Below are 17,027 nucleotides of genomic sequence, written 5' to 3'. Positions count from 1 at the left end.
CCCGCGGACTTCAACGCCTCTACGGCGTCAGCCCCCGACATCGGCTCGTCAGTGCTCACATCCATCGATACTGCTCCATTCACTAGGAGCCACAGCTACACAAACCATCTGACACGCCCACCCGCACCGATGTCGTCGATGAGGACGTCATCGAGCGCCTCGACGCGACCCTGGCCGACAAGATCCGGGACTGGGCGTGCTGGTCGCGCCGCAACGTGCGTGACGCCATCGACACCGAGGTCAACAAGCTCGACGCCGAGGCCGTCAAGAAACGCCGGGTGTGTGCCTTCGACGAGCGGGCCGTCAGTGTCGAGGTCGGTCTCGACGGGATCGCGGTGGTGCGCGCCACGATGACCGCGCAGGAGGGTGCGGCCCTGGACACCCGACTCTCGGCGATGGCCAAGACGGTGTGCGCCGGGGATCCACGCAGTCTGCGGGCCCGCCGCGCCGATGCGTTCACCGCAATACAGAAAGGCCAGCGGTTCAGCTGCGCCTGCGACAGCGAGGACTGTCCCAACCGCGCCGACGCTGCCGCGCCCGCGGCCCCTGCGCCCGCGGCCACCCCGCCTGCGCCGGCCCTGCCGCCGGCTCCGGAGCCGCAGGTGGTGCTCAACGTGATCGCGTCCGCCGAAACCGTCACCGGGCACAGCGATGCGCCCGGCTATCTGGCCGGCTACGGCGTCATCGACGCCGCCCTGGTGCGTGAGCTGGCTCGTGATGCCACCCGCCGCCTCGTCGAAGAACCCGTCGTCGACGAACGCCAAGCATTGACATACCGCCCCTCGGCTGCGCTGGCCCGCTTCATCCGCGCCCGCGACCTGACATGCCGCTTCCCCGGCTGCACAGTGCCCGCGCAGCGCTGCGACATCGACCACACGCAACCGTTCAACCACGACGATCCCGCCGCCGGCGGTCAGACAGTGCCCTGGAACCTAGCGTGTTACTGCCGAGAACACCACCGCCACAAAACCTTTGACACCGGCTGGTCGGACCATCAACACCCCGACGCCACGATCGTATGGACCTCACCATCAGGCAAGACCTATCGCAGCACCCCCGCCGGTGCGGCGATGTTCCCCGGACTGCGCCGACCCCGCAGTCCCGAAGAGCGCCAACGGGTCGCTGCCGCGCGCACCCGGCTGAACCAACACCGTCAGGCCAGCACCTACAACCAGTACCGCAACCGCGCCGCCAAAGAAGAAGTCCGGCAACGACTCTGGCGCAACCACTTCCGCCGCCAGCACGTGCTCTTCAAGGGCTACTGGTTCCACGACAAACCCGACGACCGAAGCCCCTTCGCCCGGTTCATCGCCGAACCCATCGAACCCGAACCACTCCCACCGGGCTGGCAACCACCACCACTGACACTCACCGACCCCGACGAACCGCCGCCGTTCTAGCTTTCGGAGGCGGCCTCGAGTTCGGCCAGGGCGTCCCCGGTGTACACCGCGAGACGCTGCAGATGCGGGAGGCGGTCGCGGCAGCCGACGAACCCGAAGTTCATCGTGTCGGCGTAGCTCTGCAGCGTGATGTTGAGCGCCATGCCGTGAATCGGGATCGACACAGGATAGGTCGCCTCCATCCGGGACCCGTTGAAGTACAACGGTTCCCGAGGTCCCGGGACGTTGGATACGCACAGATTGAAGGTGTACGGCCACGGCGGCTGCACGCCGGTCAGGGCTCCGGCGATCTGCCCGCCCGCCGGAGCCAGCAGCGCCGCGCTGTAGGCGATGATCGCCGCCGGTGACATCGACTGCAGCTGTGCCTTGGCAGCGCGTGTCGACGTTGTGATCATCGTCAGCCGCTCGACGGGATCCTCGATGTCGGTGCCCATCGGGGCGAGCATCGCGCCGACCGCATTGCCGCCACCCTCGTCACCCTTCGGCCGAACATTGACGGGCAGGAACGCGATCAGCGAACGATCAGGCAGTTTGTCGAAGTCGCGCAGGAACTTTCGCAGCCCACCCCCGATGATCGCCAGCGCCACATCGTTGATGGTCGCCCCGTGCTGTGCGCTGAGCTTCTTGACGCGGTCGAACTCGTACTGCTGGGTGGCGAACCGGCGATTGCGGCTGATGCGAGCGTTGAGGATGCTGTGCGGGGCCGACACCGACCCGGAGATGTGGGCGTTGTCGCCGTCGCGGCGGAGCTGCGTGTTCACCAGGGCTGTCGTCAGATCGACCGCCGAACTGACCCCGCCCGACACCGCCGAACCCACCCCGCCGAGGGCGCGCAACGCCGCCGTAAGCGGGTTCGACGGCTCCTCGGACGCGGCAGAGTCGCGCCGGGAGCGCGCCGGCATCGGCACGTTGAAAAACATTCGGGTGTCGCGGTCGTTCGGGTCGGTGGACAGGCTGCGCCCGAGCATCCGCATCGCGCTGTAGCCGTCCACGAGCGCGTGGTGGATTTTCATGTACATCGCGAAGCGGCCACCCTCGAGGCCTTCGATGAAATGGAACTCCCACGGCGGCCGGGTCAGGTCGAGGTGATTGCTGTGCAGCCGTGACACCAGCACACCCAACTCCCGCTCGTCACCAGGGCTGGCAAGCGCGGAACGGCGCACGTGATAGTCGAAGTCGAAATCCTCGTCGGTGACCCAACTGTGCACCGGGCTGAACTGCAACCGCGGATAGGCGAGCTTGCGGTTCCACGGCGCGAAGATCTCCAGCGCACGCGCCTCATCGATCATCTTCCGCAGGTAGTCGCGCGGTGCATCTGCGGGCGGAGTGAACGGCAGCAGCCCGGCGACGTGCATCTTCGAACTCGACGTCTCGCCGTAGATGAACATCAGGTCTTGCAGTCCAAGGCGGACATTGTCAGCGCTCACGGCTGAACGCTATCGCCAGCGCTCACGTTCCACAGAAGGTTTGGAACGAGGCGCTGAACTCCTTCGCCGCGGGTTCGGCGAATCGCTGCAAACCGGGCCGTTCGTCGAACGGCGCCCGGATCGCGTCGAGCAGTCCTTCCACCGGCGCGAGGTCACCCGTCGTCGCGGCGGTCAGCGCTTCCTCCACGAGGTGGTTGCGCGGAATGTAGACCGGATTGACCTGATCCATCAGGGCCGGATCCGGGCCGAGCGCACGCCAGCGCGCCAGCCAGGCAGAGCTCACCCGTGCGTCGCCGCTGTCCGCGACCGCGGCCAGCGTCCGGAAAAACGACGTGAAGTCGATCTGGTTTTCGTGGAGCTCCGTCAACAGATCCTGGATCAGCGGGGCAACGTCGCCCGGCGCGGCGCCGGGCACACCCAGCTTTGCCGCCATCCCGCCCGTCCACGCCGACTCGTAGACGTTCTGGAAGCCGCCGAGCGACACCTCGGCCATTCCGATGGCCTTGTCGGCGTCGTCGTCGAGCAGCGACAGCAGCGTCTCGGCGAAGCGCGCGAGATTCCACAGCGCGATCGACGGCTGGTTGCCGTAGGCGTAGCGGCCCCAGCTGTCGATCGAGCTGAACACCGTCGCCGGATCGAAGACCTCCATGAACGCGCACGGCCCGTAGTCGATGGTCTCGCCGGAAATCGTCATGTTGTCGGTGTTCATCACGCCGTGGATGAAGCCGACGAGCATCCAGCGGGCAACCAGTCGCGCCTGCGCCGCGCTCACCGACTCCAGCAGCGCCAGATAGGGATGCTCTGCGTCGGCGGCCGCTGGGTGATGACGAGCGATCGCGTAATCGGCCAGTCGGCGCAGAAGTCCGCGATCGCCGCTCGCCGCTGCGAACTGGAACGTGCCCACCCGCAGATGGCTCGATGCGATCCGTGCGAGCACCGCGCCGGGCAGCGCCGTCTCCCGGTACACCGGTCTGCCGGTGGCCACCACCGCCAACGCCCGAGTCGTCGGGATCCCCAGCGCGTACATGGCCTCGCTGATGACGTACTCGCGCAGCATCGGCCCCACTGCCGCAAGGCCGTCGCCACCCCGGGCGAACGGGGTCCGTCCGGAACCCTTGAGGTGCAGGTCGCGCACGCCGCCGTCGACACTTTCGAGCTCGCCGACCAACAGCGCGCGGCCGTCGCCGAGCCGAGGCTGGAATCCACCGAACTGGTGGCCGGCGTATGCCTGTGCCACCGGGGTCGCATCGCCGGGGACGAGCGTGCCGGTCAGCAGGCCCAGCCCGTCCGGGCTACGCAGCCACTGCGCGTCGATGCCGAGCTCGTCAGCCAGTGGTTCGTTGAGGACAAGCAGCCTGGGCTCGGGAGCCGATTCGGCTTTCCACGGAACGGCCAGTTCGGGCAGCTCGCCGACGAACCGGCTCTGCAGCGCGATACTCATCCTTCCCAGCCTACGGAGACGGCTGGATCACCGCGATGGCGTCGACGTCGCCCTTGATGGAGATCCTGCGGTTGCTCTCCTCGAACACCAGTGAGCCGGCCGGATCCGCAGGGGTACCGGTGTTGGGAAGGAGCAATGCGCGCTGACCCGGAGAGACGTCGGCGGTCTGCAACGCCGACGTCGGGGGCGTGGTCTGCGCGATGTGATCGCCGGACACCTGCCACACAACCGGCGGATAGGTCTGCGGCTGCCCGCACACCCACGTCGTCAGGCTCAACTTCGGCGCCCCGGTTGCCGGCCACCACAACTTGGTGACCCGCGAACCGGCGTTCGCGTCCGGCCCGGCCACGTCGAAGGTCTGCTGGGTGCCGTCGGCATCCGAGGTCACGATGGCGGCCGTCCCGCAGGCGTTGTCCGTTCCGCGGTAGAGCGCGTAGGCCAGCGCCGCGCCATCTGGGCTCAGCCGCGCCACCGAGACGGGACTGTTGGCGTCGACCTGCCCCAGCGACGACGGGGGTCCCGGACCGCGGACGGCGTACAGGGTGTCGGGGCCGCCGAACGGTGACGGCGGTGCCTCGACCCGCGCCACGACGGCGGTGCCGCCGCGCGCCACCACCAGTCGTGGGTCGCCCGGGCGCACCCCGGGGACCGGCGGCAGATCGACGGTTCGGTCCAGTTCGGGCTGAGACTGCGGGTTCGACAGGTCCAGGCGCATCAGCCGGTTCGGCTGCTCCCACCACACGATCGTGCTGCCGCCTCCGGTGCCCAGTGTCGGACCGACGGGGACCGCGCGGGTCTCGCCCGCGCCGGTGGTGACATCGATTACCGCCAGCTGACCGTCGGTAGTGCGCGCGAAGACGAACTTGCCGTCCTCGGTGGTGATCAGGTCGTTGGACGGGGTGAACGACCCCTTGGCGGTGGCGACCACTTCGGTGCCCTCGACGAGTCCGATCTCGTCGGCGGCGCGGTAGGCGAGCAGCGCGACGCTGGTGTCGGGCGGCTTCGGGGTCTGCGTCGGCTCGAACGGGGAGCGCGACGTGGACGTCGTCGTCCCGGTCGGGCTCGTCGACGTCGAGCCGGGTGTCGACTCGACGCCGGTGCACGCGGCCAGCAGGCACGCGATCACGGCGAGCGCGACGACGAGGCATGGATGAGGCTTGGGTGTCAGTGAATTCAGCGGCATCTTCATAGGAGCTCTACCCCATGAAAGCTCACTCAGTGACGATGTGGCGCCCCAGGTATGGTGATTTTTCCCCGAATGCCCAGATGTGGAGCAACGCTGTGAGCTTGAACACCATCGCCCTTGAGCTGGTGCCGCCGAATGTCGAGCGAGGCCGCGCACAGGCTCTCGAAGACGCCGAGAAGGTGCTGCGGTGTTCCGCCGAGGCAGGGCTGGGCGGCCGGATCCGTCACGTCATGATCCCCGGCATGATCGAGGAGGACGGCGACCGTCCGATCGAGATGAAGCCCAAGCTCGACGTTCTCGACTTCTGGAAGATGATCAAGCCGGAGCTGCCCGGCATCAAGGGGCTGTGCACCCAGGTCACCGCGTTCATGGACGAGGCCGCGCTGCACGGCAGGCTCACCGAACTCGGCGACAGCGGGTTCGAGGGGATCGCCTTCGTCGGCGTGCCGCGCACTCTCAGCGACGGTGAAGGGTCGGGTGTCGCGCCGACCGATGCCCTGTCGATGTTCGACGGTGTCGTCGCCAACCGCGGCGTCATCCTGATCCCGACGCGCGACGGCGAACATGGCCGCTTCAACTTCAAGTGCGACCGCGGCGCGACCTACGGCATGACGCAACTGCTGTACTCCGATGCGATCGTCGGCATGCTCACCGACTTCGCCGACAAGACCGACCACCGGCCCGAGATCCTGTTGTCCTTCGGCTTCGTGCCGAAGGTGGAGAGCCGCGTCGGGCTGATCAACTGGCTCATCCAGGACCCCGGCAACGAGGCCGTCGCGAAAGAGCAGGAGTTCGTCAGGACCCTTGCCGACACCGATCCCGCTGGCCGCCGTCTGCTGATGCTGGATCTGTACAAGCGCGTCATCGACGGTGTCGCCGAACTCGGCTTCCCGCTCAGCGTGCACTTCGAGGCGACCTACGGCGTCAACACCGCGGCGTTCGAGACGCTGGCCGAAATGCTGGCCTACTGGAGTCCCGACAAGCCCTGACCTACTGAGGCTGAGGACCGAACACGCCGCCCGGACCCTCACGAACCGTGCCCGGGGTCTCGAGAATCGGCGCTGGGTAGCCGCCCGGCGTGGACAACTCGTCGGGCTGGCTGGACTCGATCGCGATGGGATCCTGCGGCGGCTGGCCGTTCGCGGACTCGCCGGTGGGCACTGCCGCGATCCCGGCGCGCACGTCGATGCCGGTGTTCGCTTCACCGGCCGGCTCCAAACCGGCGCTGATTCCGTTGCGGGTGTTGGCCGACGTCAACGGGCCGCCGGCTTGCTGGGAGTTGCCGAGGCTGCTACCGGGCAGGCCTGCCGACTTGGCGTCCTTGTCCACACCGGCGCTGATGCGTGTGCCGCGGGAGTCCGTCGCGGGCGGCGGGCCCACCACGATGACGTTGTAGGGATACGAGTAGCTGCCGGGCTGCAGACCTGGAGGTCCGATGCCGAAGTCGAAATCGCCGGGCACATCGTCGGGCTGGGCACCCGCGCTCGGCGCCAGCACGAAGGCTGCTGCGGCCGCTGCTGCCGCCAGCAGCAGGTGACGCTTCGGCACGCGCATCGTCGCCTCCTAGATCTTGATCGGATCGCCGTAGATTGCGAACTGGGTGTGCGCGACATCGGTGGAGATCCGCAGATATGCGTACGACCGGATCGTCACGTCGCCACCGCACGCGTCTGCCTTGATGTGGATGTTGTCGATGTCGATCATCGCTTGGCCGCCCTGGCTCAACGCCATGTTCGACAACGGGAGGTCCACGATCACGCCCGGTTGCAGCACGGTCTGCACGAAGCCCGCGGCGCCGCCGTCCGCGCCGATGGCCGCGCTCACCGGGGATCCACCGCCGATTCCGACGGTTCCCGACGGGCCGCCACCGGCCGTCGCGCCGTACTGCAGACCCGCCGAGACGTCGGACTGGCACCCGAGTTGGTAGCCAAGGATGAAGATGCTGTCGGTGATGGGGCTCGTGCCACCGACTGCGGTCGCGGTCGCCGAAGCGGTGACGAACCCCTCGCGGGAGTCAGCGGCGTTGGCCAGGTTGGGGATGGAGTTGACGACTTCGTTCTCCACCTTGATGTTCAGATGCCAGCCGTCTCTGGACACCTTGTCGTAATTCAGGGGCCGCATCGGGACGGGTTCGGCCGAGGCGGGAGCAATTCCGATCGCTGCGACCGCGGTCGCCACCGCCGCGGCGGAGCACAGTTTCTTCCCCCACCGCACGCGTATCTCCCGTCAGCAAACAGCTTTGCTGCGCATTTAATCAGACTGAACGCCGCGGCGCTTGTCCTCGTCCTGCCCCGAACACAATCGTTAGCCGCTCGCGATGAGATTTTGGCGCCGGCGTTGTCTACTTGGGTATGAAGACCGGCCTTGTTCGCGGCGCGGGCGTTCTGCTCGCCGTGAGTTCGGCTGTGCTGCACGGCTCTTCGCCCAGCGTCTTGACCATCGCGATGGCCGCGGCATGCGTGTACTGCGCCTACGAGCTGTGGCGGTTCGACACCATTCGGAGCTGGTTGATGGTGGCAGTGATGAACCTGGCGATGATCGCCGTACACATCCCGATGGCCGGGCATCACCACGGGTCCGGTGCAGTCGCGACAGCAGGGGTCGAGATGAGCATGGCGATGCAGATGGCCACCGCCGTGGCCGTCACCGAGATCCTGTTTGCCGCGACGGTGCTGTTCGTCCGCACCCGCGCACCCGAGTAGCGGCGCGACGCCTATCGTTGCCGGGTGGATCTGCGCGCACGGCTCGACGGCCTGACGCTCCGGGACGCCGCCCAACTGGGTCGCCGCCTGCGTCAGCTCCGCAAACCCACGCCGGCACAGCTCGAGCGCCTCGAAGAACGCTTCACCGCGGCCGAGGCCCTGGTCGCCCGGCGGCAGGCCACGGTCCCGCAGATCAGCTATCCCGACCTCCCGGTCAGCGAACGTCGCGACGAGATCGCCGCGGCCATCGCGGCGAACCAGGTGGTGATCGTGGCCGGCGAGACCGGGTCCGGCAAGACGACGCAGCTTCCCAAGATCTGCCTGGAACTCGGCAGAGGTATCCGCGGCACCATCGGACACACCCAGCCTCGCCGCCTCGCTGCACGCACCGTCGCGGCCCGCATCGCCGACGAACTCGGCACACCGCTCGGCGAGGCGGTCGGCTACACGGTGCGCTTCACCGATCAGGCCAGTGACCGCACGCTCGTGAAGCTGATGACCGACGGCATCCTGCTCGCCGAGGTGCAACGCGACCGCCGCCTGCTGCGCTACGACACGCTCATCATCGACGAGGCGCACGAGCGCAGCCTCAACATCGACTTCCTGCTGGGGTATCTGCGGCAGTTGCTGCCGCGTCGCCCCGACCTCAAGGTGATCGTCACGTCGGCGACGATCGAACCGGAACGGTTCGCGCGGTTTTTCTCCGGTGCCCCGATCGTCGAGGTGTCGGGCCGCACCTATCCCGTTGAAATCCGTTATCGCCCTTTGGAAGTGACGGTCCCGGCCGAGGGGGACGAGGATCCCGACGACCCTGACCACGAGTTGGTGCGCACCGAGCTGCGGGATCCGACCGAGGCGATCATCGACGCGGTGGCCGAACTCGAAGGCGAACCGCGCGGCGACGTCCTGGTGTTTCTGTCCGGTGAGCGCGAAATCCGCGATACCGCCGAAGCCCTTCGGGCCGTCACCGACTCCGGTCACACCGAGGTGCTGCCGCTCTACGCCAGACTGCCGACCGCCGAACAGCAGAAGGTCTTCCAGCCCAGCCGTGCCGCGCGGCGAATCGTGTTGGCCACCAACGTCGCCGAGACATCGCTGACGGTGCCCGGCATCAGGTACGTCGTCGACCCCGGCACCGCCCGCATCTCCCGGTACAGCCGCCGGACCAAGGTGCAGAGGTTGCCGATCGAACCGATCTCCCAGGCCTCGGCGGCGCAGCGGGCCGGACGGTCGGGCCGGACAGCGCCGGGCGTGTGCATCCGGCTGTACTCGGAGCAGGACTTCGAATCCCGGCCTCGCTACACCGATCCGGAGATCCTGCGCACCAACCTCGCCGCGGTGATCCTGCAGATGGCCGCGCTCGGTTTCGGTGACATCGAGGCGTTCGGTTTTCTCGATCCGCCGGATGCGCGCAGCATCCGCGACGGCGTGAACCTGCTGCAGGAACTGGGCGCGTTCGACACCCGGCGCGAACTCACCGATACGGGCCGCAAGCTCGCCCAGATCCCGGTCGACCCGCGACTCGGCCGGATGATCCTGCAGGGACAGGCCGAGGGATGCGTGCGCGAGATGCTGGTCCTGACGGCTGCGCTGTCGATTCCCGATCCGCGTGAGCGGCCCACCGACCGGGAAGAAGCGGCCCGGCAGAAACATGCCCGGTTCGCCGATCAGCATTCGGACTTCACGTCGTACCTGAATCTCTGGCTGTACCTGACCGAACAGCGAAAAGAACGTTCCGGCAGCTCTTTTCGACGGATGTGCCGAGACGAGTTCCTGCACTACCTGCGGATCAGGGAATGGCAGGACCTGGTGGGCCAGCTCCGCGGCATCTGCCGCGACATCGGGATCACCGAACAGGACGAGCCTGCGGACCCGGCAGCAGTGCACGCGGCGCTGACGGCTGGTCTGCTGTCGCACGTCGGCATGCGCGACACCGACGGCCGCACGTATGAAGGTGCCCGCAACGCGAAGTTCGTGCTTGCGCCCGGATCCGTGCTGACGCGTCGCCCGCCGCGCTGGGTCGTCGTCGCCGACCTGGTCGAGACGAGCCGGCTGTTCGGAAGGACCGCCGCGCGCATCGAGCCGGAATCGGTCGAACGTGTTGCAGGCCACCTGGTTGCGCGGACGTACAGTGAGCCGCATTGGGATGCCGATCGAGGCGCGGTGATGGCCTTCGAGCGGGTCACCCTTTACGGGCTGCCCCTGGTGGCCAAGCGGCGCGTCGGCTACGCGCAGGTCGACCCCGAAGCCGCCCGGGATCTGTTCATCAGGCATGCCCTCGTCGAGGGGGACTGGCAGACGAAACACCACTTCTTCCGCGACAACACAGCCCTGCGCACGGAGCTCGCCGAGCTGGAGGACCGGGCGCGGCGCCGGGATCTGCTCGTCGGCGACGAGGAGATCTTCGCGTTCTACGACGCGCGGGTACCCGCCGACGTCGTGTCATCCCGGCACTTCGACGGGTGGTGGCGCAAAGAGCGGCACCGAACCCCGAACCTGCTGACGATGACGCGAGATGACCTGTTGCGCAACGAGGCGGGAGCCGACCAGCCCGACAGCTGGCAGGCCGGCGACCTGTCGCTGCCACTGAGTTACCGGTTCGATCCGAGCGCCGCCGACGACGGAGTTACCGTGCACGTGCCCGTCGACGTGCTCGCTCGGCTGGGTGGCGACGACTTCGCCTGGCAGGTCCCCGCACTGCGGGAGGAGCTGCTGACCGCACTGATCCGGTCGCTGCCCAAGGACCTGCGCCGCAACTTCGTCCCGGCACCGGACACCGCGCGGGCCCTGCTGGACGCCATCACGCCGGATGACGGGCCGCTTCTCGACTCCGTGCAGCGCGAATTGCGGCGGCGCACAGGGATTCTGGTACCGATCGACGCCTTCGACCTCGACAAGCTACCTCCGCATCTGCGGGTGACCTTCGCGGTCGAGGGAGCCGACGGCGCGGTGGTCACCCGCGGCAAGAACCTCGACGAACTGCAACGCCGGCTCGCCGCGCCGACGCGTCAGGCCGTCGCGGCCACTGTCGCAGGCGATCTGGAGCGCCAAGGACTGCGCGACTGGCCCACCGACCTCGACGAGCTGCCGCGAGTGGTGGAACGCCAAGGTGCCTCGGGACACACCGTGCGCGGCTATCCGGCTCTGGTGCCATCACGTTCAGCTGTCGACATCAAGGTGTTCGCGACGAAGGCCGAACAGGACGCCGCGATGCCCCGCGGCTGCCAGCGCCTACTGTTGGCCGCCGCCCCAACGGTCACGAAAAACGTTGAGCGCGGCCTCGATACCCGAACCAGGCTGGTTCTCGGTCACAATCCCGACGGATCGCTGTCCGCACTGATCGACGACTGCGCCGACGCCGCCGTCCAGGTTCTCGTGCCCTCCCCCGTCTGGACGAAGGCGGACTTCGGTGCCGCGCGGCAGAAGTTGGCCGCGAGTCTCGCGCAGACCACCACCGACGTCGTGCACCGCGTCGAGAAAGTCCTCGCCGCGCTGCACGACGTGCAGCTCGCGCTGCCGCAGAAACCGTCTGAAGCCCAGGCAGACGCGATCGCCGACATCCGCGGACAGCTCGCGCGCCTGGTGGCGCCGGGGTTCGTCGCTGCCACCGGTACCGCGCACCTCGGCGATCTCGCGCGGTACCTGACGGCCATCGGGCGCCGACTCGAACGGCTTCCGCACGCACTCGGTGCCGACCGCGAGCGCATGGAGCGGGTGGCCGCGGTGCAGGACGCCTACGAAGAGCTCCGGGCCGCGCTGTCGCCGGCCCGCGCCGCGGCACCCGATGTGATCGACATCGCCAGGATGATCGAGGAGCTTCGCGTGAGCCTGTGGGCGCAGCAGCTCGGCACGCCGCGGCCGGTCAGCGAGCAAAGGATCTATCGCGCGCTCGACGCCGTGCAGGACTAAGGTCGACCCTTGGCATGTCTTCTCAGTGGGATTTCGTCGATAGCGCGGTGCCGCAGGAACTTCGGGATCGCGTGCTGGCGGCTGCGCTGGACGAGGTCACCCACCAGGGGATCGACCGGTTCGACGTCAGCGCCATGGCGGGCCGCCACGGCATCGATGTGCAGCTAATACATCTGTATTGGGGTTCCACTCAGCGGCTCCTGCTGGACACGATGTTCTTTCGCGCCGACGACATCATCATCGCTCCGGACACAGGGTCGCTGCGCAGTGACCTGGAGGCGATGGCGCTCGCGGTGGCACGCTATCTGAACACTTCGCAGGGCCGGCGGTTGCAGCGCGCAATGGTGATGGACGACCGCGCGACGCATTCCGACGACACCCGCACGATCTTCTGGCGCCGTCGGTACGAGACGGTGCGCACGATCCTTGACCAGGCCGCCGTACGCGGCGAGCTTCGGGAGGGCGTCAATCCGCTCACAGCGGTACAGATTCTGTTGGCCCCCATCAATATTCGGAGCCTCTACACCGATGAGCCCATCGATGACGCCTACTGCCTGTCCGTCGCTGAGCTCGCGTGGCGCGCGTTGATCCGGCGCTGACCGCTACCGCAACTCGGCGATCCGCGCCACGGTGAGGGCCGCCGTGAACTGCAACAGATCCGCAGGTCGTGACAGGTCCAAGCCGGTCAGTTCTTCGAGCCTGCGGATCCGCTGGGCAACGGTGTTGGGGTGCAGATGAAGCGCTTCCGCGGTCGCCCGCCGGTCCATACCGTGATCGAGATACACCCGCGCGGTGTGCAGGAGCTCGGTGGACCGGTTGCGGTCGTACTCGGCGGCGCGCCCGAGAACCGACCAGGCGAACCCGCGCAACCGGCGCGGATCGTCGACCTGCAGCAGCAGATGGGCGACCGTCAGCTCGCTGAGGTCGATGACCGACGGCCCCGCCCGATCGCCGGCGAGGTCGAGTGCGCCTCGGACCGTGAGGAACGACGCGGGGAGTTCGCTCGCGGCCGAGGGCGGGGACACCGCGGCGACAGCGTGCTCCACTGCCCTTGCGGCGGTGAGTGTTTCGATGAGTCGCCCAGCGATCTCCACTGCCGGGCCGGCGTGCTCGGGCCATACCAGCACCAGATCGCCACGATGCAGCGCTGCCAGGGGCCGGGGAGTTGTGCCTGCAACGAAGCGGTCGGCCGTCGCGAGCGTCCGTTCGGTTGCGGGGCGGATCGCGATGAGGGCGTGCCCGCCGGACAGATCCCATCCGAGCCGCCGGGCCCGATCGAGGAATGCCGCCATGTCGGCACCGTCGGAGGCGAGCAGATCCGCGACAAGCGATCCGCGGATACGCTGCTCGACCTCCGCCGCGGTGCGGTCGCGCAACAGTTCCAGGGCAGTCACGACCGTCGCGTGTTCGACCGCACGCACGTCGAGCGCCGACAATTCCGAATCGGTTGCGGCGATGTGGATCCGGGCGACGGTGGTCCCGTCGAGGGTCACCGCGGCGACGGTGTGCTCGCTCGGGCCGGCGGCGGTCCAACCGGCGTCGGCGAGAGGTTCGTCGTACACGTCCTCGATCAGCACCGCGCGGTCGAGGAGCGCGGCCAGTGCCGAAGCGACTCCCGCCACACCTTCGCCGCGCAGCGCCGTCGCCATCAACAGCGTGTGCACCTCCTCGGCGCGCCGCAGTTCGCGGATCGTCGCCTGCTCCGCGGCGCGCAGCTGAGCGGTGCCGAGCGCGATCGCCACCTGGGTCGCCAGCGTCGTCACGAGCGTGATCTCCGCGCGGTCGAACCGGTGCGGCGCGGTGCGGTAGCCGTTGAGCGCCCCGACCACCGTCCCGGAGCGCCGCAGCGGAACCGAGATCAGAGCGCGGTAACCCTGCTCCTGCGCGACGCCGCCCCAGGTGAAGTCCGGCACCAGCTGGATGTCCTCCAGTGTCACCACCTCACCGCTGCGGTAGGCCAGGCTGGTGGGCGCCTCCCGTTCGCCCCGCACGTCGAGCAGGATCGGACGATTCGCGTTGACCTGCGCGACGTAGTCGGCGGACAACCCGTACGAGCCCTCGATGGTCAGGGCGCGGCCGTCGTCACCCGGCAGGAACACCGCGCAGAAGTCGTATCCGAGCAGCGTGCAGGCGGTTCTTGCGACCCGGTCCAGCAGATCCACCACGGGCTCGTCGCCTCCGACGGCCTCGCCGATGTTCGCGAGGGCACCCAGCCAACGCTCGAGGAGTGTCTCCGACGACATACGACCAAGCATAAATATGTCGTGAGAGACATTGTCTCGGATCGGCCGCAGCACGCATTGTGAATCCCGTGAGCACGATCACACGAAAAGTCCTGTCCGCCCTACTGGTTGTCGTCCTTCTGGCCGCCACGACGGCGTGCTCCGCCGGACTCGGCGGACCGGCGTCCTCGCGGTCAGCCCGCGACGGCGTCATCCGCTTCACGTTCGCGCCCGACCCCATCTGGGACTACATGAACGAGACCGGGATCGTCGACGAGTGGCAGCGCGACACCGGCTACACCATCGAAACCAGTGCCACGTGGGACGAGTTCGGACTGTTCGCCGGCGGTCATGCCGACATCATCTCGACGGCGTCGTTCGAAGTGCCCGGCCTGGAGGAACAGACCCAGCGCGAGACCGTGATCATCGGCAAGTACAACGCCGAACGCAGCCGCATCCTGGTCCGCGCCGACGACCCCGCGCAGTCCCTCGAAGATCTGCGGGGCCGACGGCTGGGGGTGTTCACCACGGTCTCGGGCACTCTGGTGTGGAGCGCGCTGGTCGAGCAGATGCATCAGCTGACGCTGGTCGACGGCGACTTCGACATCGTCGTCGCCGACATCCAGAATCTGTCGAATCTGTTGGCACGCGGCGAGATCGACGCGTGCATCTGCTACCCCGATCTGTCGGCACGTGAACTGCGGGACGGCTCGGTGCGCCCACTTTACGACGGCAAGTCATCGGCGGATCTGTTCGCCGAACTCGTCGCACCGGGCCACGACGGCCCGATGGGTAACGTGTTCGTCGCGCGCAAGGACTGGGTCGACGGCCACCCCGGTGAGGTGTCGGCGTTTCTCGACCTGTGGGACCGCGGACTGGCCGAATGGCAGAAGCACCGCGACGAGATGATCGAGCGCTACCCACAGCATTTCGCGGTGGCCACACCGGAAGACATCGATTTCATGAAAGCCTATGTCGCCGAGCATGACTGGGTGACCGACGAGGTCCGCTTCGATCCGCAGTGGGCCGAGGACGAGAGCTCCATCTTCGACCTGATGCGCACCACCGGCGTCATCGGCGACGACATCACCGACCCGCAGTTCCTGCCGACCGAAGGAGTCCACCCGTGACCCAGACTGTCGTCCCGGCGGATGCCCGGATCGAACCGGCACAGCCTTCGCCGCGGCGCGGGAAGACCCCGCTGGCGCAGCGGCGCTGGATCATCTCCGGAATCGCCCTCGTACTCGCTGTCGGAGCGTGGACGGCCGCCGCCGCGTGGGTCGACGATCCGATCCTGCCGAAGCCGGCTCTCGTCGCCGAACAGGTCGTGGCGATCGTCGGGTCGGGGGAGGCGTTCACCAATTTCGCGGCAAGCATCACCAAGATAGCGGCCGGTTTCGGAATCGCGATGATCGGCGGACTCGTCATCGGATTCGTCATGGGCCGTTCCCGTTTCATGACCGCGTACTTTTCGCTGCCACTGTTCGTCCTCGGAAACATGCCCGGCCTGACCTACGCGGTCTTCGGACTGCTGATCTTCGGTGTCGGCGCAGGCGGGCCGATCGTGGTCTCCGCGCTCGTCGCGCTGCCGTTCATCGCGATGAATGTCGCCGAGGGCGTGCGATCGGTCGACGGGAAACTGCTGGCAATGTGTCAGGCGTTCGAGCGCAGCCGCACCGACGTCCTGCGGCACCTCTACCTGCCCGCGCTGACCACCTTCGTCTTCGCCGGTGTGCGGTACGGCTTCGCGATGGCCTGGAAGGTCGAGGCCCTCACCGAGGTGTTCGGTGCCAGCTCCGGTGTCGGTTTCATGATCCGCAAGGCGTATCAGGAGTTCCAGGTCGCCGACATGCTGGCCTGGACAGCGCTTTTCATCGTCGCGATGGTTCTGATCGAACGAGGCCTCGCCCACCTGGAGAACAGGTTCTTCGCCTGGCGGAAGGAAATCGCATGAGCACCCAGACCCTGACTCGTCAGCTGCGCGGCCAGAGCATCACCGCCGCAGCGGTTCTCGCCGCGATTCTGAGCATCCTGGCCGCATGGCAACTGGCCGTCGTGGTCGGCAACCGTGTCCCGTCCCTGGCGGTGACCGTCCAACGACTCGGCGCGGAGGCGGCGGCCGGGGAACTGTGGCACAACCTCGCGATCAGCATGAACCGCTTCGTGTTCGGTCTCGCGGCCGCCCTGGTGGTCGGAGCCGCGGTCGGTGTCCTGATGGGTCTGTCCCGGGTGGCGGATCTGGCGTTCTCGGACCTCAACGCCGCCGCCCTGGCGATCCCCGCGGTGATCTGGGCGCTGCTGACCACGATGTGGTTCGGATTCGGCTGGCTGACTCCGGTGGTCACGGTGTTCCTGTCGGGACTGCCGTTCGTCATCGTCAACATCGCCAAGGCGACGCGTGCCGTGCCCGCGGACCTGGTCCTGATGGCCCGCTCGTTCGGAGTTCCGCAGAGCCGCGTCCTGAGCCAGATCGTCGCGCCCGCCGTCGCCGGATCAACTGTGGCCGCAGTGCGATTCGCCATCATGAGCGCCTGGAACGGGCTTCTGCTCGCCGAATGGTTCGGCGCCACGTCCGGGGTGGGCTGGCGTGCCCGCTACTGGTATGACGCCAACCAACTCGACGGCTTCCTGGCCTGGGTGCTCGTCTTCATCCTGCTGCTGGTCGTCGCAGACCTCCTGATCCTCGGTCCCATCGAGCGCTTCGCCACCCGCTGGCGCTCCGTCTAGAAAGCGAGAAGAA

13 protein-coding genes and 1 pseudogene are annotated in these 17,027 nt (G+C 67.7%); 8 read left to right on the top strand and 6 right to left on the bottom strand.

Features of this window, described 5'->3' with window-relative positions; translation table 11 throughout:
• Positions 1-134: 134 nt before the first annotated feature.
• Positions 135-1,400: pseudogene (locus P9A17_RS28030) on the top strand (DUF222 domain-containing protein); the annotation flags it as partial.
• On the opposite strand, the gene P9A17_RS28025 reads toward P9A17_RS28030, so the two are convergent.
• The 3 genes from P9A17_RS28025 to P9A17_RS28015 all read right to left on the bottom strand — a co-directional run bounded on the left by P9A17_RS28025 (position 1,397) and on the right by P9A17_RS28015 (position 5,457).
• On the bottom strand, positions 1,397-2,788 hold the full coding sequence (locus tag P9A17_RS28025; protein WP_278042048.1) for a wax ester/triacylglycerol synthase family O-acyltransferase: 1,392 nt from the start codon (positions 2,786-2,788) through the stop codon (positions 1,397-1,399). The pseudogene P9A17_RS28030 and the gene P9A17_RS28025 overlap by 4 nt on opposite strands.
• Positions 2,789-2,849: 61 nt before the next feature.
• Complete coding sequence (locus tag P9A17_RS28020; RefSeq protein ID WP_278042037.1) at positions 2,850-4,268, bottom strand: protein adenylyltransferase SelO; 1,419 nt, start codon at positions 4,266-4,268, stop codon at positions 2,850-2,852.
• Between the two features lie 10 nt (positions 4,269-4,278).
• Positions 4,279-5,457 (bottom strand): hypothetical protein, encoded by a 1,179-nt coding sequence (locus tag P9A17_RS28015; protein ID WP_278042036.1) that lies wholly within the window; start codon positions 5,455-5,457, stop codon positions 4,279-4,281.
• A gap of 92 nt (positions 5,458-5,549) precedes the next feature.
• Between P9A17_RS28015 and P9A17_RS28010 the strand changes: the two genes are divergently transcribed.
• Positions 5,550-6,443: a mycobacterial-type methylenetetrahydrofolate reductase gene (locus P9A17_RS28010; protein WP_278042035.1), complete on the top strand. Its 894-nt coding sequence runs from the start codon at positions 5,550-5,552 to the stop codon at positions 6,441-6,443.
• A gap of 1 nt (position 6,444) precedes the next feature.
• Here P9A17_RS28010 and P9A17_RS28005 read toward each other — a convergent pair whose 3' ends face one another.
• Both P9A17_RS28005 and P9A17_RS28000 read right to left on the bottom strand, forming a co-directional pair.
• On the bottom strand, positions 6,445-7,008 hold the full coding sequence (locus P9A17_RS28005) for a hypothetical protein (protein ID WP_278042034.1): 564 nt from the start codon (positions 7,006-7,008) through the stop codon (positions 6,445-6,447).
• Between the two features lie 9 nt (positions 7,009-7,017).
• Positions 7,018-7,650, bottom strand: coding sequence for an MspA family porin (locus P9A17_RS28000; protein WP_278042047.1), 633 nt, complete (start codon positions 7,648-7,650; stop codon positions 7,018-7,020).
• A gap of 155 nt (positions 7,651-7,805) precedes the next feature.
• On the opposite strand from P9A17_RS28000, the gene P9A17_RS27995 reads away from it, so the two are divergent.
• From P9A17_RS27995 to P9A17_RS27985, 3 genes are read left to right on the top strand one after another with little or no spacing between them, the layout of a single operon-like run.
• Positions 7,806-8,156 (top strand): hypothetical protein, encoded by a 351-nt coding sequence (locus P9A17_RS27995; RefSeq protein ID WP_278042033.1) that lies wholly within the window; start codon positions 7,806-7,808, stop codon positions 8,154-8,156.
• Positions 8,157-8,180: 24 nt separating this feature from the next.
• A complete protein-coding gene (gene hrpA / locus P9A17_RS27990) occupies positions 8,181-12,065 on the top strand; it encodes an ATP-dependent RNA helicase HrpA (protein ID WP_278042032.1) in 3,885 nt (1,294 codons plus the stop codon).
• Between the two features lie 14 nt (positions 12,066-12,079).
• Positions 12,080-12,664 carry a TetR-like C-terminal domain-containing protein gene (locus tag P9A17_RS27985; RefSeq protein ID WP_278042031.1) on the top strand — a complete coding sequence of 195 codons (585 nt, stop codon included), beginning with the start codon at positions 12,080-12,082 and terminating at the stop codon, positions 12,662-12,664.
• Between the two features lie 3 nt (positions 12,665-12,667).
• Here the strand turns inward: P9A17_RS27985 and P9A17_RS27980 are convergent, their stop codons facing one another.
• Positions 12,668-14,308: a GAF domain-containing protein gene (locus tag P9A17_RS27980; RefSeq protein ID WP_278042030.1), complete on the bottom strand. Its 1,641-nt coding sequence runs from the start codon at positions 14,306-14,308 to the stop codon at positions 12,668-12,670.
• Positions 14,309-14,376: 68 nt separating this feature from the next.
• Between P9A17_RS27980 and P9A17_RS27975 the strand changes: the two genes are divergently transcribed.
• Genes P9A17_RS27975 through P9A17_RS27965 form a run of 3 tightly spaced genes read left to right on the top strand, consistent with a single transcriptional unit; the run spans position 14,377 to position 17,014 of the window.
• Positions 14,377-15,417 carry an ABC transporter substrate-binding protein gene (locus P9A17_RS27975; protein ID WP_278042029.1) on the top strand — a complete coding sequence of 347 codons (1,041 nt, stop codon included), beginning with the start codon at positions 14,377-14,379 and terminating at the stop codon, positions 15,415-15,417.
• Positions 15,414-16,241 (top strand): ABC transporter permease subunit, encoded by an 828-nt coding sequence (locus tag P9A17_RS27970; RefSeq protein WP_278042028.1) that lies wholly within the window; start codon positions 15,414-15,416, stop codon positions 16,239-16,241. Before P9A17_RS27975 ends, P9A17_RS27970 begins: the two co-directional genes overlap by 4 nt.
• Positions 16,238-17,014, top strand: coding sequence for an ABC transporter permease subunit (locus tag P9A17_RS27965; RefSeq protein ID WP_278042027.1), 777 nt, complete (start codon positions 16,238-16,240; stop codon positions 17,012-17,014). Before P9A17_RS27970 ends, P9A17_RS27965 begins: the two co-directional genes overlap by 4 nt.
• The last annotated feature ends 13 nt before the right edge of the window (positions 17,015-17,027 follow it).

It is taken from the genome of Mycobacterium sp. 236(2023), assembly GCF_029623955.1.
Classification (GTDB): Bacteria; Actinomycetota; Actinomycetes; order Mycobacteriales; family Mycobacteriaceae; genus Mycobacterium.
Note: the sequence above shows the minus strand (reverse complement) of the source record. Positions and strands in the feature narration are given on the sequence as shown.